Below are 24,233 nucleotides of genomic sequence, written 5' to 3'. Positions count from 1 at the left end.
ATTCGCGTATGAGCCGGGACATCACAGGTCCTTGAGGCGACCCAGTTCGTTTTCGATGAAACCGAGGATGTCCTTGGTACTCGCCGAGTTGAGCACGTCGGCGACAGCGATTTCACTAGTTTCCGTGCTGCTCTCGCTCATCTTCGCCAGCAGCTGCCGCAGCCGGGTGACGATGCCGTTCCGGGCGAGATCGTCGAGCGCGGTGTCGGAAAGAGCGGTCTCGAACCGGTTGAGATCGGCCAGCAACGACAACTCCGTGGCCTTGTTCGCTCCGGGCGCGATCTCCTCCAGGAGGTGTTCGGCGAGGCTGGCCGGGGTCGGGTAGTCGAAGATGAGAGTGGCGGGCAGTCGCAGTCCGGTGGCCGCATTGAGCCGGTTGCGCAGTTCCACGGTGGTGAGGGAGTCGAAGCCCAGTTCGCGGAACTCTCGTCCCGGCTGGATCGCGTCCAGCGACTCGTGTCCCAGCACCACCGCCGCCTGCGTGCACACCAGGTCCATCATGAGCCGGACCTGCTCGGTGTGCTCCAGGCCGGCGAGCCGCTTCACCAGCTCCGCTTCACCGCCCGCGAGGACCGAGACCGCCGAGCGACGCCCAGCGCGGACCAGGCCCCGCATCAGATGCGGCACCTCGCCCATCGCCCGCAGCGCCGACAGCTCCAGCCGTACCGGCGCCACCGCCGCCCGGCCCGACTCGACCGCGGCCTCGAACGCCGCGAGCCCCTGCTCGGCCGAGAGCGCCGGCATCCCTGTCCGGTTGATCCGCCGCATCTCGATCTCGCCCAGTGTGCCGGTCATTCCCGCGTCCTGGGCCCACGCGCCCCACGCCAACGACAGCCCCGGCAGTCCCGCGGCCCGGCGTACCTGAGCCAGCGCGTCCAGGAACACGTTCGCCGCCGCGTAGTTGCCCTGACCAGGCGCTCCCAGCACACCGGCGAACGAGGAGAACATTACGAATCCGGCCAGGTCCATGTCCTGGGTGAGCTCGTGCAGATGCCAGGCGGCGTCGACCTTGGGACGCAGCACCGCACCCAGGCCCTCCGCCGTCAGCGACGGGATCGTCCCGTCGGCCAGCACACCCGCGGTGTGGATCACCGCGGTCAGCGGGTGCTCGTCGTCCACCTGCGCCAGCAGGGCCGCCACCTGATCCCGATCGGCCATGTCACAGGCCGCGATCGTGATATCGACCCCGTGTGCGATCAGCTCGGCCTGCAACTCCACCGCACCGGGAGCGTCCAGGCCCCGGCGGCTGGTCAGCAGCAGACGCCGCACCCCACGCTCGGCCACCACGTGCCGCGCGAACAACGCACCCAGACCACCCGTACCACCGGTGATCAGGACGGTTCCCTCCGGATCCCAGACCCGGCCGCCATCCTCACCGGAGTCGTCACCGAACGCCTCTGCCACAACATCCCCGGGCAGTACCCGTGCCAGGCGCGGAACCCGCACCTCGCCCCCGCGCACCGCCGTCTGCGGCTCTTCGGACACCAACCTCCCCGGCAGCACCGACAGCGGGGATTCCTCGTCCACGTCGACCAACAGGAACCGGCCCGGGTTCTCCGACTGCGCGCTGCGCACCAGGCCCCACACCGCCGCGGCCGCCGGATCGGTGACCACTTCGCTGTCACCCGCCGCGACCGCGCCCCGGGTGAGGAACACCAGCCGCGACTCGGCGAACCGGTCATCGACCAGCCACCCCTGCAGCAGGTCCAGAACGTGGGCGGTCAGCGCATGCGCCGACTCCACCATCCCGGCCGCCGACTCGGAGATCACCTCCGCGAGCACCACCGTCGGCACCGGACCCGCCTCCACCAGCGCGGGCAGATCCGCATGCACCGCCACCGCATCCCCGGCCTCCCGCAACGCCGGAGCCACACCCAGCGCATCCGCACCGAGCACCGCCACCGACATTCCGTCGACCTCCGTCACAGCACCCGCGGGCGTCCACTCCACCCCGAACAACGACTCCCAGCCCGCCCCGGCACCATCGGAAACCCTGAGCCGCTCGACCTCGACCGGCCGCAACACCACGTTGCGCGCCGACACCACCGGACCACCGGCGGCATCCACCGCGCTCAGCGACACCGCATCCGGGCCCGTCCTGGCCAGCCGCACCCGCAGCACCGACGCCCCACCGGCGTGCAGGCACACCTGCTCCCACGAGGACGGCAACCGGCCACCCTCCACCGGCTCCAGCCCGGCGAAGGCCACCGCGTGCAGCGCCGCGTCCAGCAGAGCCGGATGCACCCCGAACGAACCCGCACTCGACACCGCCTGCTCCGGCAACGCCACCTCGGCGAACACCTCGCCCTCGGCGCCGCGCCAGACCTCCCGCAGCCCCTGGAACACCGGCCCGTAGACGAAGCCGTCCTCGGCCAGTTCCTCGTACAGCCCGTCCACCTCGATGGCGGTCGCCCCCTGCGGAGGCCAGACGGACGCGTCGAACGGCGCGACCTCCGCCACTTCGGTCGCGAGCGTTCCGGTCGCGTACCGCGTCCACGCCACTTCCTCGGCCGCCTCCGCCGAACGGGCGTACACACTCACGCTCCGGCGGCCCGACTCCTGCGGAGCCCCCACCGACACCTGCATCGCGATCGTGTCCCGCTCACCCAGCACCAGCGGCGTGATCAGGGTCAGCTCCTCGACCGCCTCGCAGCCGACCTGGTCACCGGCACGCACCGCCAGCTCCACGAACACCGAACCCGGCACCACCGCCGAGCCCGCCACCACGTGGTCGGCCAGCCACGGATGCGACGAGAGCGACAACCGCCCTGTCAGCACCACCCCATCGGAGTCGGCCAGCCCGACCGCAGCGCCCAGCAGCGGATGATCCGTCGCGGCCAGTCCCGCCGCCGCCACATTCCCCGCACCCGCACTGCCCTCGGGCCAGAACCGCTGGTGCTCGAAGGGATAGGTCGGCAGATCGACCCGGCGCCCACCCGGCAGCACCGAGCGCCAGTCCACCGGCACCCCGTGCACATGCAGCTCGGCCAGCGCCGCCATGGACGCCGCGTGCTCGTCCCGGCCCTTGCGCAGCACCGGCACCAGCACCGTGGGCAACTCGTGCGCCTGTGCCTCCGGGTCGGTCGTCAGCGTGTCCTGGGCCATCGCGGTCAGCACCCCGTCGGGGCCCAGCTCCAGATACGCCCGCACACCCTGCGCCTGCAACGTACGGATGCCGTCGGCGAAACGGACCGCGCCGCGGACCTGCTCCACCCAGTAGTCCGGCGAGCACAACTGCTCGGCCGTGGCCGCCTGTCCGGTCAGGGTCGACACGATCGGGGTCCTCGGTGCCCCGTAGGTGAGCCTGCTCGCCAACGTGCGGAAGTCCTCCAACATCGGATCCATCAACGGCGAATGGAACGCGTGCGACACCCGCAGCTGCTTCGTCCTGATCTCCCGTCCCCGCAGAGCGGCGGTCACTTCCAGCACCGCCTCTTCGGTACCGGAGATCACCACCGAGGACGGACCGTTGACGGCCGCGATGGACACCTGGTCTTCGCGCCCGGCCAGCAGCCCGGCGACCTGCTCCTCGGAGGCCTGCACCGCCACCATCGCCCCACCGGCAGGCAGCGCCTGCATCAACCGCGCCCGGCCCGCCACCAACGCACACGCATCCGCCAGCGACAACACCCCCGCCACATGCGCAGCCGCGATCTCCCCGACCGAATGACCGGCCAGCACATCAGGCCGGATTCCCCACGAGGACACCAGCCGGAACAGCGCCGTCTCCACCGCGAACAGAGCAGGCTGCGCCCACCCGGTCCGATCCAGCGCCTCCGCCTCGGCCGTACCCGGCTCGGCGAACAGCACCTCGCGCAACGACCCCTCAAGCAGCGGATCCAGCTCGGCGATCACCGCGTCCAACGCGGTCGCGAACACCGGGAACCGTCCATACAGCTCCCGGCCCATCCCGGCCCGCTGCGACCCCTGACCGGTGAACAGGAACGCCAACTGCGGCTCACCCGCGGCCACCCCGCGCACCACACCCGCACCCGGCAGATCCCCGGCCAACGCACCCAACCCGGCCAGCACACCCTCACGACCATCGGCCAGCACCACCGCCCGATACTCGAACGCCGACCGCGTCGTCGCCAGCGAGAACGCCGCATCGACCACCCCCAGACCGGGCTCACCCTCCAAAAGGGACACCAACCGCCCGGCCTGCGCCCGCAACGCCTGACCCGTCTTCGCCGACACCGGCACCGGCACCACGCCCGCAGGCGCCTCGCCCTGCGAAACCTCTCCGGACTCCGGCACCTCCGGCCCCTGTTCGAGGATCACGTGCGCGTTGGTGCCGCTGATCCCGAACGACGACACACCCGCCCGACGCGGACGACCCGTCTGAGGCCACTCGGCCGCCTCGGTCAGCAACTCCACCGCACCCGCCGACCAGTCCACGTGCGACGACGGCTCATCCACGTGCAGCGTCCGAGGCAGCACACCGTGCCGCATCGCGAGCACCATCTTGATCACACCGGCCACGCCCGCCGCCGCCTGGGTGTGACCCAGGTTCGACTTGATCGCGCCCAGCAGCAGCGGCCGGTCCTCCGGACGGTCCTGACCGTAGGTCGCCAGCAGGGCCTGGGCCTCGATCGGGTCACCCAGCTTGGTACCCGTACCGTGCGCCTCCACCGCGTCCACCTCGGACGCCGAGAGCCCGGCGCCTGCAAGCGCCTGACGGATCACCCGCTGCTGAGACGGACCGTTCGGCGCCGTCAACCCGTTCGACGCACCGTCCTGGTTCACCGCCGAACCCCGCACCACCGCGAGCACCTCATGCCCGTTGCGGCGGGCATCCGACAACCGCTCCAGCACCAGCATGCCCACACCCTCGGACCAGCCGGTGCCGTCCGCGCTGTCGGAGAACGCCTTGGATCGCCCGTCGGCCGCTATCCCGCCCTGCGCGTTGAAGCCGATGAACCCCAACGGTGACGCCATCACCGTCGTACCACCGGCCAGCGCGAGCGAGCACTCACCCTGCCGCAGCGCCTGCGCCGCCAGATGCAGCGCCACCAGCGACGACGAGCACGCCGTGTCCACGGTCATCGCCGGACCCTCCAGGCCCAGCATGTAGGACAGGCGGCCCGACAGCACGCTGGCCGAGAGGCCGGTGACGCCATGGCCTTGCACGTCCGTCTGCGTACTTATGATCAGGCTCGTGTAGTCCTGGCTGTTGCTTCCCACGAAGACGCCGGTGTGGCTGCCCTTGAGCGAGAGCGGGTCGATCCCGGCCCGCTCCACCGCCTCCCACACCCCCTCCAGCAACAGACGCTGCTGCGGATCCATCGCGAGCGCCTCACGCGGCGAGATCCCGAAGAACCCGGCATCAAACCCCGCCACATCCGCCAGGAACCCACCCTGAACATCGACCCCCGTCCCCGACAACATCCCCAGATTCCAGCCTCGGTCGGCCGGGACCGGCGAGATCGCGTCCTCACCCTCGACCAGCAACCGCCACAACTCCTCCGGAGAGTTCACCCCACCGGGGAAGCGGCAGCTCATCCCCACGATCACGATCGGATCATCGGCCACCGACACCCTCGGCCCGGCCACCACACCCGACCCGACCGCCACCTCCTGGCGACCCAGCAACTCCGACACCAGGAACCGCGCCAGCACGGTCGGCGTCGGATAGTCGAACACCAACGTCGCCGGCAACCGCAGGCCGGTGGCGACATTCAGCCGGTTACGCAGATCCACCGCAGTGAGGGAGTCAAAGCCCAGCTCACGGAACTCCCGCCCAGGCTGAACCGCCTCCCCCGAAGCGTGCCCCAGCACCACCGCCGCCTGAGCCCGCACCAACTCCACCACCAGCCGAACCTGCTCGGCCTCACCCAACCCCGCCAACCGCCGCAACAACTCCGAATCCCCACCCGCCGACGTGGAGATCGCCAGGCGGCGGCTTCCGCGCACCAGGCCACGCATCAGATGCGGCACCTCGGGGACCGTACGCAGCACCGAGAGATCCAACCGCGCCACCACCACTGGCGAGTCACCTGTCGTAGTAGCCGACTCGAACGCCGCGAGCCCTTGCTCGGCCGAGAGCGCCGGCATCCCCGCCCGCGCCATCCGCCGCAGGTCGATCGCCCCGAGTCCCCCGGTCATCCCGGTCTCCTGCGCCCACATGCCCCAGGCCAGCGACAACCCCGCCAGCCCGTCTGCCCGGCGCTGCTGGGCCAGAGCGTCGAGGAACGCGTTCGCCGCCGCGTAGTTACCCTGACCCGCGTTGCCCATCACCCCGGCGAACGAGGAGAACACCACGAATCCGGCCAGGTCCATGTCCCGGGTGAGCTCGTGCAGATGCCAGGCGGCGTCGACCTTCGGCCGCAGCACCGCGTCCAGCCGCTCGGCCGTCAGCGACGGAATCGTGCCGTCATCCAGCACACCCGCGGTGTGAATCACCGCAGTCAGCGGATGCCCGGCGTCGATCCCGGCCAGCAGACCCGCGACCTGATCCCGATCCGCCATGTCGCAGGCCGCGATGGTGACCTCGACGCCGTGCGCGATCAGCTCCGCCTGCAACTCCACCGCACCCGGAGCGTCCAGCCCTCTTCTGCTGGTCAGCACCAGGTGCCGCACCCCACGCTCGGCCACCACATGCCGCGCGAACAACGCACCCAGACCACCGGTACCACCGGTGATCAGAACGGTTCCCTCCGGATCCCAGGCATGGCCCACCTCGTCGCCGACGTCAGAGCCGGGCACCACCCGCGCCATCCGCGGAACCAGCACCTCACCTCCGCGCACCGCCACCTGAGGCTCACCCGAGACCAACGCCCCGGGCAGCACATCGAGCAGGACCGACGATGCCTGATCCCGGTCCATGTCGACCAGTACGAACCGGTCCGGGTTCTCCGACTGAGCACTGCGGACAAGGCCCCACACCCCGGAAGCCGACAGATCCGCCACCACCTCGCCATCGCCCGCCGCGACCGCGCCCCGGGTGAGGAACACCAGCCGCGACTCGGCGAACCGCTCCTCGGTCAGCCACCGCTGCAGCAGGTCCAGAACGTGAGCGGTGAGCGCATGCGCCGAATCCACCACCCCGACCGCCGGGTCGGAGACCACCTCAGCCAGCACCACCGCCGGGACCGGATCCGCCTCGGCCAGCGCGGGCAGATCCGCATACACCGGCACCACGTCCCCGGCCTCCCGCGAGGCCGCCGCGACACCCAGCGTGTCCGGACCGAGCACCGCCACCGGCACCCGATCGGTTTCGGATAGCCCGCCAGCCGCGGACCATTCCAGCCGGAACAGCGTGTCCTGCACTGCCCCGCGACCGTCGGAGATCGCCAGCTGCTCGGTGGAGATCGGCCGCAGCACCACCGACCGGGCCGACAGCACCGGCGCACCCGTCGCATCCACCGCGTTCAGCGAAACCACTTCGCCGCCCGTCCTGGCCAGCCGCACCCGCAGCACCGACGCCCCGGCCGCGTGCAGGCTCACCTCACCCCAGGAGAACGGCACCCGGGCAGCCTCGGAATCGTCCAGTCCAGCGAACGGCACCACGTGCAGCGCCGCGTCCAGCAGCGCCGGATGCACCCCGAACGAATCCGCCTCGCTGACCTGCTCGGGCAGCCTCACCTCGGCGAAGATCTCACCGTCGCGACGCCACGCCGCCCGCAGCCCCTGGAACGCCGGACCGTAGGCGAAGCCGTCCGCGGCCAGCTCCTCGTAGAAGCCGTCCAGCTCGATCGCGGTCGCGCCGACCGGGGGCCACACCGCCGTGTCGAACGGCTCGGCAGGCGAAGCACCCATGGCGAGCGTGCCGGTGGCGTGCCGCACCCACGGCACCTCCTCGGCCGCGTCCGCCGAACGGGCGTAGACGCTCACACTCCGCCGACCGGTCTCCTCCGCAGCCCCCACCCACACCTGCACCGCCACCGCGTCACCCGCACCCAGCACCAGCGGAGCGTCCAGGATCAACTCCTCGACCACCTCGCAGCCGACCTGGTCACCGGCCCGCACCGCCAGCTCCACGAACGCCGAACCGGGCATCACCACCGAGCCCGCCACCACGTAGTCGGCCAGCCACGAATGCGACGCCGACGACAACCGCCCGGTCAGCACCACTCCATCGGAGTCGGCCCGAGGCATCACCGCACCCAGCAGCGGATGCCTTGTCGCGGCCAGGCCCAACACATGAGCGTCACCGCTCTGCTTGGCGTTCGGCCAGAACCGCTGGTGCTGGAAGGCGTAGGTGGGCAGATCCACCCGGCGACCGCCCGGCAGCACCTGCAGCCAGTCGACCGTCACACCACGCACGAACAGCTCCGCCGCCGACGTCAGCACCCGCTCCAAGCCGCCCTCATCGCGGCGCAACGTGCCGGCGATCACGGTGGTGGCGTCGGTCTCGTCCACGCACTCACCGATACCGACCGTCAGCACCGGATGCGGACTCACCTCGACGAACACCCGATACCGCTGCTCCAGCAACTGCCCGACCGCCGGAGCGAAGCCCACCGTGCGCCGCAAGTTCTCACACCAGTAACCGGCTGCCAGCTCTGGGCCCTCCAGCCACTGGCCGGTCACGGTCGACAGCATCGGCACCCGCACCGAACCCGGAGTCACCTCCGCCAGCACCCCGGCCAGCTCCTCGGCGATCAGATCCACCTGCGCCGAATGCGAGGCGTAATCCACCGCGATCCGCCGCACCCGCACCCCCTCAGCGGCCAACCGCTCCACCAGCTCCTCGACCGCCGCGACCTCACCGGCCACCACCACCGAGTTCGGACCGTTCACCGCCGCCACCGACACCCCCTCGATCAAAGCGGCCTCAACCCGCTCGACCGGCAGCGCCACCGACGCCATCGCCCCCAACCCCGCCAACCGCTCACCGATCAACCGGCTCCGCAACGCCACCACCCGCGCACCATCGGACAACGACAGGCCACCGGCCACCACCGCCGCCGCAATCTCGCCCTGCGAATGGCCCACCACCGCGTCCGCACGAACCCCCAGCGACTCCCACACCGCCGCCAACGACACCATCACCGCGAACGAGACCGGCTGCACCACATCCACCCGATCCAGCGACGGAGCACCCTCCACACCCCGGACCACATCCAGCAGCGACCACTCCACGAACGGCTCCAACGCCGCCGCGCACTCCGCCATCCGAGCCGCGAACACCGCCGACTCCTCCAACAGAGCCGCACCCATCCCCACCCACTGCGCCCCCTGACCCGGGAACACCCACACCGACTTCCCATCCACATCCGCCACCCCGGACACCACACCGGGCACCGACTCACCCGAAGCCACCGCACCCAGCCCCGCCAACAACCCCTCACGGCCGGCACCGACCACCACGGCCCGGTGCTCGAACACCGACCGCGACGCCACCAGCGAGAACGCCGTGTCCACCAGGCCCAGCTCGTCGCGCGCGTCCATGAACGACGCCAGACGACCCGCCTGCGCCCGCAGTGCCTCCTCGCTCTTGCCCGACACCACCCACGGCACCACACCCGCGGCCGGAGCCTCATCCTCGTCACGCGACTCCGCCTCAGGAGCCTCCGGTCCCTGCTCAAGGATCAGGTGCGCGTTGGTGCCGCTGATCCCGAACGACGACACACCCGCCCGCCACGGGCGCCCGGCCTCCGGCCACTCCCTGGCCTCGGTCAGCAGTTCCACCGCGCCCGAGGCCCAGTCCACGTGCGACGACGGCTCGTCCACGTGCAACGTCTGAGGCAGCACCCCGTGCCGCATCGCCATGACCATCTTGATCACACCCGCCACACCGGCCGCAGCCTGGGTGTGACCGATGTTCGACTTGATCGACCCCAGCAGAACCGGCCGGTCCTCCGGCCGATCCTGACCATAGGTGGCCAGCAGCGCCTGCGCCTCGATCGGGTCGCCCAGCGTCGTCCCCGTACCGTGCGCCTCCACGACGTCCACCTCGGCGGCGGTCAGCCCGGCGCCGGCAAGTGCCTGACGAATCACCCGCTGCTGCGAGGGACCGTTCGGTGCGGTCAGGCCGTTGGACGCACCGTCCTGGTTGATCGCCGACCCGCGCATCACCGCGAGCACCTCGTGGCCGTTGCGGCGGGCGTCCGACAGCCGCTCCAGCACCAGGACACCCACGCCCTCGGACCAACTCGTACCGTCCGCGGTGTCGGAGAACGCCTTGCACCGCCCATCGGCGGCCAGCCCGCCCTGGGCGCTGAAGTCGATGAACACCCCCGGCGTGGCCATCACCGTCACACCACCGGCCAGTGCCAGCGAGCACTCACCCGAGCGCAGCGCCTGCGCCGCCATGTGCATCGCCACCAGCGACGACGAACACGCCGTGTCCACCGTCACCGCAGGACCCTCCAAGCCCAGCGCGTAGGCGACACGACCGGTGACGATGCTTCCGGAGTTACCGGTACTGACGAAGGTCATCACATCCGGCGGGAACTCGGCGCTCGACCCGTAGTCGTGGTAGATCACCCCGGCGAACACGCCGGTACGGCTGCCGCGCAGCGAGGTCGGGTCGATCCCCGCTCGCTCGATCGCCTCCCAGGACGCCTCCAGCAGCAGCCGCTGCTGCGGGTCCATCGCCAGCGCCTCACGCGGCGAGATCCCGAAGAACCCGGGATCGAAGTCGGTCGCGTCGACGAGGAATCCACCGTCGAAGTCCAGCTCGCCGCGTGCCTGCCAGCCTCGGTCCCGTGGCAGCGGGGAGATGGCGTCCTGCCCCTCGGCGACCAGTCGCCACAGATCCTCCGGAGAGCTCACCCCTCCGGGGTAGCGGCAGGCCATCGAGACGATGACGATCGGGTCATCGGTCACCGAGGTGGCGACCACCGGGAGAATCGCGTCGCCGTGCACGCCGAGCACTTCGCTGAGCAGGTACTCGCCGAGCACGGTGGGAGTGGGGTAGTCGAAGACGAGGGTGGAGGGCAGCCGCAACCCGGTGGCGCCGTTGAGCCGGTTGCGCAGCTCAAGCGCGGTCAGCGAGTCGAAGCCCAGCTCACGGAACTCCCGCCGGACGTCCACCGAATCCAGCGACGGGTGCCCGAGTACGGCGGCGGCCTGAGCCCGGACCAGGTCGATCAGCACCTGGAGCTGCTTGGGGTGGTCCAGGCCGGCCAGCTGCCGCGACAGTGCCTCGCCCGCGCCACCGCCTCCGGCCGCCGACAGCGCGGCGGCCGTACGGCGGGTGCCGCGCACCAGGCCGCGCAGCAGCGGCGGCACCAGCTGAGCGGGCATCGCCGGCAGGTTCAACCGCACCGGGACCACCAGCGGTGAGTCCGAGCCCAGGGCCGCGTCGAACAGGGCGAGCCCCTGTTCGGTGGTCATCGCCGGCATCCCGGCGGCGGCCATCCGCTCCACGCTGGCCTGTGACAGTCCTCCGGTCATCCCGGTGGCCTGCGCCCAGAGTCCCCAGGTGAGCGACAGCCCCGGAAGCCCCTGCGCCTGCCGTTGGACCATCAGCGCGTCCAGCCAGGCGTTCGCCGCCGCGTAGTTGCCCTGACCCGCGTTGCCCATCAGTCCGGCGAGCGAGGAGAACACCACGAATCCGGCCAGGTCCATGTCCCGGGTGAGCTCGTGCAGATGCCAGGCGGCGTCGACCTTCGGCCGCAGCACGGTGTCCACCCGCTCCGGCGTCAACGAGGTGATCGCTCCGTCGTCCACGATTCCGGCCGCGTGGATCACCGCGGTCAGCGGGTGATCGGCATCCACCCCGGCCAGCAGACCGGCCACCGCGTCCCGGTCGGCCATGTCGCACGCGGCGACCGTGACCTCGACGCCGTGCGCGATCAGCTCGGCCTGCAGCTCCACCGCCCCCGGAGCCTCCAGACCCCGGCGGCTGGTCAGCAGCAGGTGCCGCACCTTGTGCTCGGACACCAGATGCCGGGCCAGCTCCGCACCCAGACCACCCGTACCGCCGGTGATGAGCACCGTGCCCTGCGGGTCCCAGCGCCGGGGCATGGTCAGCACGATCTTGCCGGTGTGCCTGGCCTGGCTCATGAACCGGAAGGCGTCGCGGCTCCGGCGCACGTCCCATGCCGTGACCGGCAGCGGCCGCAGCTCACCGGTCGCGAACAGCTCCATCAGCTCGACCAGGATCTGCCGCAGCCGCTCGGCGCCGGCGTCCAGCATGTCGAACCAGTGGTACTCCAGGCCGGGGAACTGTGCCTGGTCGCGGATGTCGAGCTTGCCCATCTCCACGAACCGGCCACCGGGGCGCAGCAGTCGCGCCGAGGCGTCGATGAGGTCCCCGGTCAGCGAGTTGAGCACCACGTCGATGCCCCGCTCACCGCACACAGCGCGGAAGCGCTCCTCGAACTCCGAAGTCCTGGAGGAGGCGATGTGGTCGTCCGGGATGCCCAGGGAACGCAGTACCTCCCACTTGGCCGGACTCGCGGTGGCGAACACCTCCACGCCAAGGCGCTGCGCCAGCTGGATCGCCGCCATACCCACGCCACCGGTGCCGGCGTGCACGAGCAGCCGCTCGCCCGCCCGCAACCTGGCCAGGTCCATCAGGCCGTAGTAGGCCGTCAGGAACGTCACCAGGATCGTCGCGGCCTGCTCGAACGAGATGCCGTCGGGGATCTTGGACAGGACGTGGGCGCTGGTGACCACCGGGCCGAACGCGCCTTCGGTCAGACAGACCACCCGGTCCCCCGGGCGCAGGTCCTCGACGCCGGGGCCGACCTCAAGCACCACGCCCGCGGCCTCGCCACCCATCTGGCCGACCTTGTCCTGGAACCAGCCGAGTGCGTTCAGCCCGTCCAGCAGGTCACGGAAGTTCACCCCCGCCGCGTGCACCGCGACCCGAACCTGACCGGCCTGCAGCGGCTCGGCCGTCTCCGCGTACGAGATGAGCTCCAGCGCGTCCAGGCTGCCCTTGGCCCGGCTGCCCAACCGCCACGCCGTACCCGACGGAGGCAACAGACCCGCACCCGAGGTCAGCGACGCCAACCTCGGCGCCCAGACCCCACCTCCGCGCACCGCCGCCTGCGGCTCGCCGGAGGTCAGTACTCCGGCCAGCAATCCGCTCAGCGCACCGAGTCGCACCGACTCCTCGTCCACGTCCACCAGCACGAACCGGCCCGGGTTCTCCGACTGCGCGCTGCGCACCAGACCCCACACCGCCGCGGCCGCCAGATCGGTGACCGCCTCACCCTCACCCGCCGCGACCGCGCCCCGCGTGACGAGCACCAGTCGCGACTCGGCGAACCGGTCATCGGCCAGCCACTCCTGCAACAGCCCCAGCACCCCGGCCGTCACCTGATGCGCCGATGCCACCGCGTCCGCGGTCGACGAGGTCTCGACCTCGGCCAGCACCACACCCGGCACCGCGCCCGCCTCGGCCAGCGCCGACAGGTCACGATGAACCGGGACCGACTCCCACGTACCCGCGAGACCCGGTTCGAACGCCGCGAAGCCGACCATCGCCATCGGCGCCGGGTCTGCAGCGGTGACTTCGGAGAGCGCGGTCCACTCCAGCCGGAACAGCCCGTCGCGCTCCGTCGCGTGGTCACCGCCCGCGGCGAGCTGACCGGGGGAGAACGGGCGCAGCACCAGCGAGCGCGCCGACAGCACCGGCTCCCCTGCGGCGTCCACCGCCGTCAGCGTGGCCGAGTCGGCAGCGGTCCGGCTCATCCGAATGCGCAGCATCGCCGCGCCACCGGCGTGCAGGCTCACCTCGCTCCAGGAGAACGGCAGCCGACCGCCCTCGGAATCGTCCAGCCCGGCGAAGGCCACCGCGTGCAGCGCCGCGTCCAGCAGCGCCGGATGCACCCCGAACGAACCCGCGCTCGACTGCGCCTGCTCGGGCAGGACGATCTCGGCGAACACCTCACCGTCGGCGCCCTGCCAGGCCGCCCGCAGCCCCTGGAACACCGGGCCGTACTCGAACCCGCTCGCGGCGAGCCCTTCGTACAGCCCGCCCACCTCGATGGCGGTCGCCCCCTGCGGGGGCCACACAGACGCGTCGAACGGTGCGACCTCGGAAGCCCCGGTCGCGAGCGTGCCGGTCGCGTGCCGCATCCACGGCACGTCGTCCGCGGCCTGCGCCGGCCGCGCGTAGACGCTCACACTCCGGTGGCCCGTCTCCTGCTCGGCGCCCACCCACACCTGCACCGCGACGGCGTCGCTCTCGCCCAGCACCAGCGGCGCGACCAGGGTGAGCTCCTCGACCACGTCGCAGCCGACCTGGTCACCGGCACGGATCGCCAGCTCGAGGAACCCGGTACCCGGGAAGATCACCGTCCCGGCCACCGCGTGATCGGCCAGCCACGGATGCGACGAGAGCGACAACCGCCCGGTCAGCAGCACACCGTCAGAATCGGCCAGGCCCACCGCCGCGCCCAGCAGCGGGTGCCCGGCTGTAGCCAGCCCGGCCGCGGCCACGTTGCCCACCGAGGAGCCTGCCCCCTCGGGCCAGTACCGCTGGTGCTCGAAGGGATAGGTCGGCAGGTCGACCCGGCGCCCGCGCGGGAGCACCGTCTGCCAGTTCACCGGCACCCCGTGTACGTGCAGACGGGCCAGCGCCTCGGTAACGGACTCGTGCTCGTTTCTGTCCCTGCGCAGTACCGGCACCAGCACCACGTCCGGATCCGGCTCCACGTCAGAACCGGACGTCGCGGCAGTCGGGTCCGGGTCGGTCGTCAGCGTGTCCTGGGCCATCGCGGTCAGCACCCCGTCGGGGCCCAGCTCCAGATACGCCCGCACACCCTGCGCCTGCAACGTACGGATGCCGTCGGCGAAACGGACCGCGCCGCGGACCTGCTCCACCCAGTACTCCGGCGAGCACAACTGCTCGGCTGTCGCCGCCTGTCCGGTCAGGGTCGACACGATCGGGGTCCTCGGTGCCCCGTAGGTGAGCCTGCTCGCCAACGTGCGGAAGTCCTCCAACATCGGGTCCATCAGCGGCGAATGGAACGCGTGCGACACCCGCAGCTGCTTCGTCCTGATCTCCCGTCCCCGCAGAGCGGCGGTCACTTCCAGCACCGCCTCTTCGGTACCGGAGATCACCACCGAGGTCGGACCGTTGACGGCCGCGATGGACACCTGGTCTTCGCGCCCGGCCAGCAGCCCGGCGACCTGCTCCTCGGAGGCCTGCACCGCCACCATCGCCCCACCCGCAGGCAGCGCCTGCATCAACCGCGCCCGGCCCGCCACCAACGCACACGCATCCGCCAGCGACAACACCCCCGCCACATGCGCCGCCGCGATCTCCCCGACCGAATGACCGGCCAGCACATCAGGCCGCACCCCCCACGAGGACACCAGCCGGAACAACGCCGTCTCCACCGCGAACAACGCAGGCTGCGCCCACCCGGTCCGATCCAGCGCCTCCGCCTCGGCCGTACCCGGCTCGGCGAACAGCACCTCGCGCAACGACCCCTCAAGCAGCGGATCCAGCTCGGCGATCACCGCGTCCAACGCGGTCGCGAACACCGGGAACCGTCCATACAGCTCCCGGCCCATCCCGGCCCGCTGCGACCCCTGACCGGTGAACAGGAACGCCAACTGCGGCTCACCCGCGGCCACCCCGCGCACCACACCCGCACCCGGCAGATCCCCGGCCAACGCACCCAACCCGGCCAGCACACCCTCACGACCATCGGCCAGCACCACCGCCCGATACTCGAACGCCGGGCGGGTCGTGGCCAGTGAGAACGCCGTATCGGTGAGCGCCACCTCACGACGGCCCTCCACATGCGAGGCCAGCCGATCCGCCTGCGTCCGCAACGCCCCTGCCGTACGAGCCGACACCAGCACCGGCAGCACATCCGCACCCGTGGCCGGCGCATCGTCCCGCGCCACCGTTTCGGCTTCGATACGCAGGGTTGCCGGCCCCTGCTCAAGGATCACGTGCGCGTTCGTGCCACTGATCCCGAACGACGACACACCCGCCCGACGCGGACGACCCGTCTTCGGCCACTCCGTCGCCTCGGTCAGCAACTCCACCGCACCCGAGGCCCAGTCCACATGCGACGACGGCTCGTCCACATGCAACGTCCTGGGCAGCACACCGTGCTGGAGAGCCAGCACCATCTTGATCACACCGGCCACGCCCGCCGCCGCCTGGGTGTGACCGAAGTTCGACTTGATCGCACCCAGCAGCAGCGGCCTGTCCTCGTCCCGGTCCTTGCCGTAGGTCGCCAGCAGGGCCTGGGCCTCGATCGGGTCACCCAGCTTGGTACCCGTACCGTGCGCCTCCACCGCGTCCACCTCAGACGCCGACAATCCCGCACCGGCCAACGCCTGACGGATCACCCGCTGCTGAGACGGACCGTTCGGCGCCGTCAACCCGTTCGACGCACCGTCCTGGTTGATCGCCGATCCACGAACGATCGCGAGCACCTCGTGCCCGTTGCGGCGGGCGTCCGACAGTCGCTCCAGCACCAGCATGCCCAGGCCCTCGGACCAGGTGGTGCCGTCCGCGGTGTCGGAGAACGCCTTGCACCGTCCATCGGGGGCCAATCCCCCCTGCGCGCTGAAGCCGATGAACCCGATCGGGGTGGTCATCACCGTGGCACCGCCGGCCAGCGCCAGGCTGCACTCACCCGACCTCAGCGCCTGTGCCGCCATGTGCATCGCCACCAGCGACGACGAACACGCCGTGTCCACGGTCACCGCAGGACCTTCCAGGCCCAGCGTGTACGACAGGCGGCCCGACAGCACGCTGGCCGACATACCGGTGATGGCGTGGCCTTCCACATCTGCCGGGGTGTTCATCATCAGGCTCATGTAGTCCTGACCGTTGGTGCCCACGAACACCCCGGTGGAGCTGCCCTTCAGTGAGAGCGGGTCGATCCCGGCCCGCTCGACCGCCTCCCACACCCCCTCCAGCAACAGACGCTGCTGCGGATCCATCGCGAGCGCCTCACGCGGCGAGATCCCGAAGAACCCGGCATCAAACCCCGCCACATCCGCCAGGAACCCACCCTGAACATCGACCCCCGTCCCCGACAACATCCCCAGATTCCAGCCTCGGTCGGCCGGGACCGGCGAGATCGCGTCCTCACCCTCGACCAGCAACCGCCACAACTCCTCCGGAGAGTTCACCCCACCGGGGAAGCGGCAGCTCATCCCCACGATCACGATCGGATCATCGGCCACCGACACCCTCGGCCCGGCCACCACACCCGACCCGACCGCCACCTCCTGGCGGCCCAGCAACTCCGACACCAGGAACCGCGCCAGCACGGTCGGCGTCGGATAGTCGAACACCAACGTCGCCGGCAACCGCAGGCCGGTGGCGACATTCAGCCGGTTACGCAGATCCACCGCGGTGAGGGAGTCGAAGCCCAGCTCACGGAACTCCCGCCCAGGCTGAACCGCCTCCCCAGAAGCGTGCCCCAGCACCACCGCCGCCTGAGCCCGCACCAACTCCACCACCAGCCGAACCTGCTCGGCCTCACCCAACCCCGCCAACCGCCGCAACAACTCCGAATCCCCACCCGCGAGGACGGAAACCGCCGACCGACGGCCCGCACGAACCAGGCCACGCATCAGATGCGGCAGTTCGGCGAGTGTGCGCAGGACCGACAGTTCCAGCCGCGCCGCCACCACCGCCGCGTGATCCGACACCGCCGCCCGCTCGAACGCCCCGAGTCCCTGCTCGGCCGAGAGCGCCGGCATCCCCGCCCGCGCCATCCTGCGCAGATCGACAGCGCCCAGCGTGCCGGTCATCCCGGTCTCCTGCTCCCACAAGCCCCACGCCAGCGACAACCCCGCCAGCCCTTCGGCCCGGCGCTGCTGGGCCAGAGCGTCCAAGAACGCGTTCGCCGCCGCGTAGTTACCCTGACCCGCGTTGCCCATCACCCCCGCCATCGACGAGAACACCACGAACGCCGCGAGATCCGCGTCACGGGTGAGCTCGTGCAGATACCAGGCCGCATCCACCTTCGGCCGCAACACGCCGTCCAGCCGCTCGGCCGTCAGCGACGGAATCGTGCCGTCATCCAGCACACCCGCGGTGTGGATCACCGCGGTCAACGGATGCCCGGCGTCCACCTGCGCCAACAGTCCCGCCACCGCGTCCCGATCCGCCATGTCACAGGCCGCGATCGTGACCTCGACCCCGTGCGCGATCAGCTCCGCCTGCAACTCCACCGCACCCGGAGCGTCCAGGCCCCGGCGGCTGGTCAGCAGCAGATGCCGCACCCCACGCTCGGCCACCACATGCCGCGCGAACAACGCACCCAGACCACCGGTACCACCGGTGATCAGAACGGTTCCCTCCGGATCCCAGACCCGACCGACATCCTCACCGGAAACCTCGGCCGGAACCTCACCGGACACCACCCGCGCCAAACGCGGCACCAACACCCCACCCTCGCGCACCGCCACCTGAGGCTCACCCGAGACCAACACCCCCGGCAGCACACCGGGCAAGGACTCCTGTCCGTCCACGTCGACCAAGCCGAACCGGCCAGGGTTCTCCGACTGAGCGCTACGGATCAGACCTCGCGCCGCCGCAGCCGGCAGATCGGTGACCACCTCACCGTCGTCCGCCGCGACCGCGCCCCGGGTGACGAACACCAGCCGCGACTCGGCGAACCGCTCCTCGGCCAGCCACCGCTGCACCACATCCAGAACGTGAGCGGTGAGCGCATGCGCCGAATCCACCACCCCGACCGCCGGGTCGGAGACCACCTCGGCCAGCACCACCGCCGGCACCGGGCCCGCCTCGGCCAGCGACGACAGATCCGCGTGCACCGGAAGGCCACCCGGCTCCCCGTCCGCCCGCAGCGTGGAGGCGACACCCAACGTGTCCGGGCCGAGGATCCCCACCGACACCTCACCGGCCTCCGGCAAAGTGCCCGCGAGCCCCCACTCCACCCGGAACAACGCATCCTGGCTGACTCCGCGACCGTCGGAGACCCCCAGCTGCTTGGCCGGGACCGGCCGCAGCACCACCGACCGCGCCGACACCACCGGCGCACCCGTCACATCCGCCGCCAGCAGCGACACCGCATCCGTGTCTGTCCTGGCCAGCCGCACCCGCAGCACCGACGCCCCACCGGCGTGCAGGCACACCTGCTCCCACGAGGACGGCAACCGGCCACCCTCCACCGGCTCCAGCCCGGCGAAGGCCACCGCGTGCAGCGCCGCGTCCAGCAGAGCCGGGTGCACCCCGAACGAAGCGGCTCCACCGATCTGCTCGGGCAGCCTCACCTCGGCGAAGATCTCACCGTCGCGACGCCACGCCGCCCGCAACCCCTGGAACGCCGGACCATAGGCGAAACCGTCCTCGGCCAGCTCCTCGTACAAGCCGTCCAGCTCGATCTCGGTAGCGCCGACCGGCGGCCACGTCGCCGCGTCGAGCGGCACGACCTCGGAAGCACCGGTCGCCAACGTGCCGGTGGCGTGCCGCACCCACGGCACCTCCTCGGCCGCATCCGCCGAACGGGCGTAGACGCTCACACTCCGCCGACCGGTCTCCTCCGGCGCACCCACCGCGATCTGGACCACGACCGCGTCGTCCTCGCCCAGCACCAGCGGAGCGTCCAGGATCAACTCCTCGACCACCTCGCAGCCGACCTGGTCACCGGCACGCACCGCCAGCTCCACGAACGCCGAACCGGGCACCAGCACCGAGCCCGCCACCACGTAGTCGGCCAGCCACTGCTGCGACGAGAGCGACAAGCGGCCCGTCAACAACACACCGTCGGAATCGGCCAGGCCCACCGCCGCGCCCAGCAACGGATGACCCGTAGCAGCCAGGCCCAGAACACGGGCATCACCGCTCTGCCGCGCGTTCGGCCAGAACCGCTGGTGCTGGAAGGCGTACGTCGGCAGATCCACCCGGCGACCGCCCGGCAACACCTGCAGCCAGTCGACCGTCACACCGCGCACGAACAGCTCCGCCGCCGACGTCAGCACCCGCTCCAGGCCGCCCTCGTCACGGCGCAACGTCCCGGCGATCACGGTGGTGGCGTCGGTCTCGTCCACGCACTCACCGATGCCGACCGTCAGCACCGGATGCGGACTCACCTCGACGAACACCCGATACCGCTGCTCCAGCAACTGCCCGACCGCCGGAGCGAAGCCCACCGTGCGCCGCAGGTTCTCACACCAGTACCCGCCATCGAGCTCCTGGCCCTCCAGCCACTGACCGGTCACCGTCGACAACATCGGCACCCGCACCGGCTGCGGCGCCACCCCCGCCAGGACCTCGGCCAGCTCTTCGGCGATCAGATCCACCTGCGCCGAATGCGAGGCGTAATCCACCGCGATCCGCCGCACCCGCACCTCTTCAGTGCCCAGTTGCTCGACCAACTCCTCAACGGCTGCGACCTCACCGGCCACCACCACCGAGTTCGGGCCGTTGACCGCCGCCACCGAGATCCGCCCGTCCCACACCGCCACCCGCTCGGCGACTCGCTCGACCGGGAGCGCAACCGACGCCATCGCCCCCAACCCAGCCAGCCCACGCCCGATCACCTGACTGCGCAACGCCACCACCCGCGCGCCGTCCTGCAACGACAGGCCACCGGCCACCACCGCCGCCGCGATCTCGCCCTGCGAATGGCCCACCACCGCGTCCGCACGAACGCCCAGCGACTCCCACACCGCCGCCAACGAGACCATCACCGCGAACGAGACCGGCTGGACCACATCCACCCGATCCAGCGACGGAGCACCCTCCACCTGCCGGATCACGTCCAGCAGCGACCAGTCCACGAACGGCTCCAACGCCGCCGCACACTCGGCCATCCGAGCCGCGAACACCGCCGACTCCTCCAACAACCGCGCACCCATCCCCACCCACTGCGCCCCCTGACCCGGGAACACCCACACCGACTTCCCATCCACATCCGCCACCCCGGACACCACGCCGGGCACCGACTCACCCGAGGCAACCGCCCCCAGCCCTGTCAGGAGATCCCCGCCGACCACCACGGCCCGGTGCTCGAACGCCGACCGCGACGACACCAGCGAGAACGCCACATCGGTCAGCCCAAGAGCAGGCTCGCCCTCCAGGTACGACGCGAGCCGCCCGGCCTGGGCCCGCAGCGCCTCACCCGTACGACCCGACACCACCATCGGAACCACGTCCGCAGCCGGTACCAGGTCCTGCGAAGGAGCCACCGCCGCGGCCTCGGGCCCCTGCTCGATGATCACGTGCGCGTTGGTGCCGCTGATCCCGAACGACGACACACCCGCCCGACGCGGACGACCCGTCTGAGGCCACTCGACCTGCTCGGTCAGCAACTCCACCGCACCCGAGGCCCAGTCCACATGCGACGACGGCTCGTCCACGTGCAGCGTCCGAGGCAGCACCCCGTGCCGCAGAGCCATCACCATCTTGATCACACCCGCCACACCGGCCGCCGCCTGCGTGTGACCCAGGTTCGACTTGATCGACCCCAGCAGCAGCGGCCGATCCTCGTCCCGATCCTGACCGTAGGTCGCCAGCAGCGCCTGCGCCTCGATCGGGTCACCCAGCGTGGTGCCGGTGCCGTGGCCCTCGACCGCGTCCACCTCGGTGAAGGACAAGCCCGCGCCGGCGAGCGCCTGACGGATCACCCGCTGCTGAGAAGGGCCGTTCGGCGCGGTCAGACCGTTGGACGCGCCGTCCTGGTTCACCGCCGACCCGCGCACCACCGCCAGCACCTGGTGGCCGTTGCGGCGCGCGTCCGACAGCCGCTCCAGCACCAGCATGCCCACACCCTCGGAGTAGCTGGTGCCGTCCGCGGTGTCGGCGAAGGACTTGCACCGGCCGTCACCTGCCAGCCCACCCTGGGTGCTGAAGTCGATGAACACCGCCGGGGTGGCCATCACGGTCGCGCCTCCGGCAAGTGCCAGGTCGCAGTCACCCGAGCGCAGTGCCTGCGCCGCCATGTGCATCGCCACCAGCGACGACGAACACGCCGTGTCCACCGTCACCGCAGGACCCTCCAGGCCCAGCGCGTACGAAATCCGACCGGTCGCGACGCTGCCCGCCGTACCGGTACCGAGGAAGCCCATCGCCTCCGGCGGGAACTCCGCGCTCATCCCGTAGTCGTGGTAGAAGATGCCGGCGAACACGCCGGTGCGGCTGCCGCGCAACGAGCTCGGGTCCACGCCCGTCCGCTCGATCGCCTCCCACGACGTCTCCAGCAGCAACCGCTGCTGCGGGTCCATCGCCAGCGCCTCACGCGGCGAGATCCCGAAGAACCCGGGGTCGAACTGCGTGGCACTCTCCAGGAAACCACCCTCGCGCACATAGCTGGTGCCCCGGCTCTCCCGGTCCGGGTTGTACAGCGCCCCCAGATCCCAGCCTCGCGTGGTCGGGAACTCGGAGATCGCATCTCCGTCCTCGGAGACCAGCCGCCACAGATCCTCCGGTGAGTCGACCTCGCCCGGGAAGTGGCAGGCCATGCCCACGATCACGATCGGATCGTCGTTCAGCGGCATGACGGGCGCCGGAATGATCGCGTCAGCGTGCTCGCCGAGCAGTTCGGCCAGCAGGAAGTCCGCCAGCGCGGTCGGTGTCGGGTAGTCGAACACCAGCGTGGACGGCAACCGCAGCCCCGTCGCGGCGTTCAGCCGGTTACGCAACTCGACCGCGGTAAGGGAGTCGAAGCCCAGCTCACGAAACTCCCGACGCACCTCCACCATGTCGGACGAGGCATGACCCAGCACCATCGCCGCCTCGACACGCACCAGGTCCACCAGCACCTCGGCCCGCTCGGCCGCCCCCAACGGAGCCAACCGCTGCAACAACGTCGCGGCCACCACCGAACCCGACGCCGCCGACCGCCGACCACCCCGCACCAGACCACGCAACAACGCCGGCACCTCGCCGTGGGCGCGCAGCACCGCGAGCTCCAACCGGAGCGGGATCACCACCGACCGGGCCACCCGTCCGGCGGCGTCGAACAGTGCCAGTCCTTGCTCCACCGAGAGCGGCGGCATGCCCGTACGGGTGATCCGCCGCATGTCGGCGTCACTCAGCGTGCCGGTCATTCCGGTGTCCTGGGTCCAGGCTCCCCAGGCCAGTGAGAGCGCGGGCAGCCCTTCGGCCCTGCGCGCCTGCGCCAAGGCGTTGAGGAACGTGTTCGCGGCCGCGTAGTTGCCCTGGCCGGGTGCTCCCATGACACCCGACAGGGACGAGTAGGTGATGAACGCCGCCAGATCCAGTTCCCGGGTCAGCTCGTGCAGGTGCCAGACGGCGTCGACCTTGGGCCGCAGGACCCTGCCCAGCCGCTCCGGGGTCAGTGACGGGATCGTCGCGTCTTCCAGCACACCGGCGGTGTGAATGACCGCGGTCAGCGGGTGGTCGGCATCGATCCCGGCCAGCAGAGCCGCCACCTGGTCGCGGTCGGCCATGTCACAGGCCGCGACCGTGACCTCGACCCCATGCGCGATCAGCTCAGCCTGCAACTCCACCGCACCCGGAGCCTCCAAGCCTCGACGGCTGGTCAGCACCAGATGCCGCACCCCACGCTCGGCCACCACATGCCGAGCCAGACTCCCTCCCAGACCACCGGTACCACCAGTGATCAACACCGTCCCCTCCGGATCCCACGACCGTCCCGCCTCCTCGGCAGGCGCCACCCGCACCAGACGCGGCACCCGAATCCCACCCTCACGCACCGCCACCTGCGGCTCACCCGAAACCAGCACCCCCGCCAACACCGACGACGACAACCCACCGTCACCATCGACGTCGACCAGCACGAACCGGCCCGGATTCTCCCACTGCGCCGACCGCACCAACCCCCACACCGCCGCAGCCGCCAGATCAACGACCACATCACCGTCCCGCGCCTCGACCGCGCCCCGGGTCACGAACACCAACCGCGAGCCGACGAACCGCTCATCGGCCAACCACTCCTGCAACAACCCCAGGACCTGCGCGACCACCGCGTGCGTCGACTCCACCACGTCCTCGGCATCGGCCGACCCCACCGAGACCATGACCACATCCGGCGCCGAATCCAGCGAGGCGAGCTCTCCACTCAGCTCGACCACGTCCGCCCTGGGCTCCGCATTCCCCGCCTCCGGCAACGAGACCCAGTCCACCCCGAACAGCGAGTCCCGCTCCACACCACGCCCCCCACCGGCGCCGACCAGCTGGTCGGGGGTGAAGGGACGCACGATCAACGACCGCGCCGACAGCACCGGCTCTCCCGCCAGGTCCACCGCCGTCAGCGAGACCGAGTCGGCACCCGTCCTGGTCAGCCGGACCCGCAGCAGCGCCGCCCCGCCCGCGTGCAGGCTCACCTCACCCCAGGAGAACGGCAGCCAACCTCCCTCAACCACGTCGAGACCTGCGAAGCTCACCGCGTGCAACGCCG

At 71.0% G+C, this 24,233-nt stretch carries 1 protein-coding gene (only partly in view); it reads right to left on the bottom strand.

What is annotated here, in order from left to right; translation table 11 throughout:
- Nucleotides 1–21 precede the first annotated feature (21 nt).
- On the bottom strand, nt 22–24,233 hold the 3' portion of the coding sequence (locus ACFY3V_RS37155) for an SDR family NAD(P)-dependent oxidoreductase (RefSeq protein ID WP_389779949.1). Its footprint extends 26,377 nt past the window's final position; the window shows 24,212 of its 50,589 coding nt (coding positions 26,378–50,589); its start codon lies off the right edge, out of view; it ends in the stop codon at nt 22–24.

It is taken from the genome of Streptosporangium sp. NPDC000095 (genome assembly GCF_042899335.1).
Classification (GTDB): Bacteria; Actinomycetota; Actinomycetes; order Streptosporangiales; family Streptosporangiaceae; genus Streptosporangium.
The sequence above is the reverse complement of the archived record's forward strand: the minus strand, read 5'-3'. Positions and strand labels throughout refer to the sequence as shown.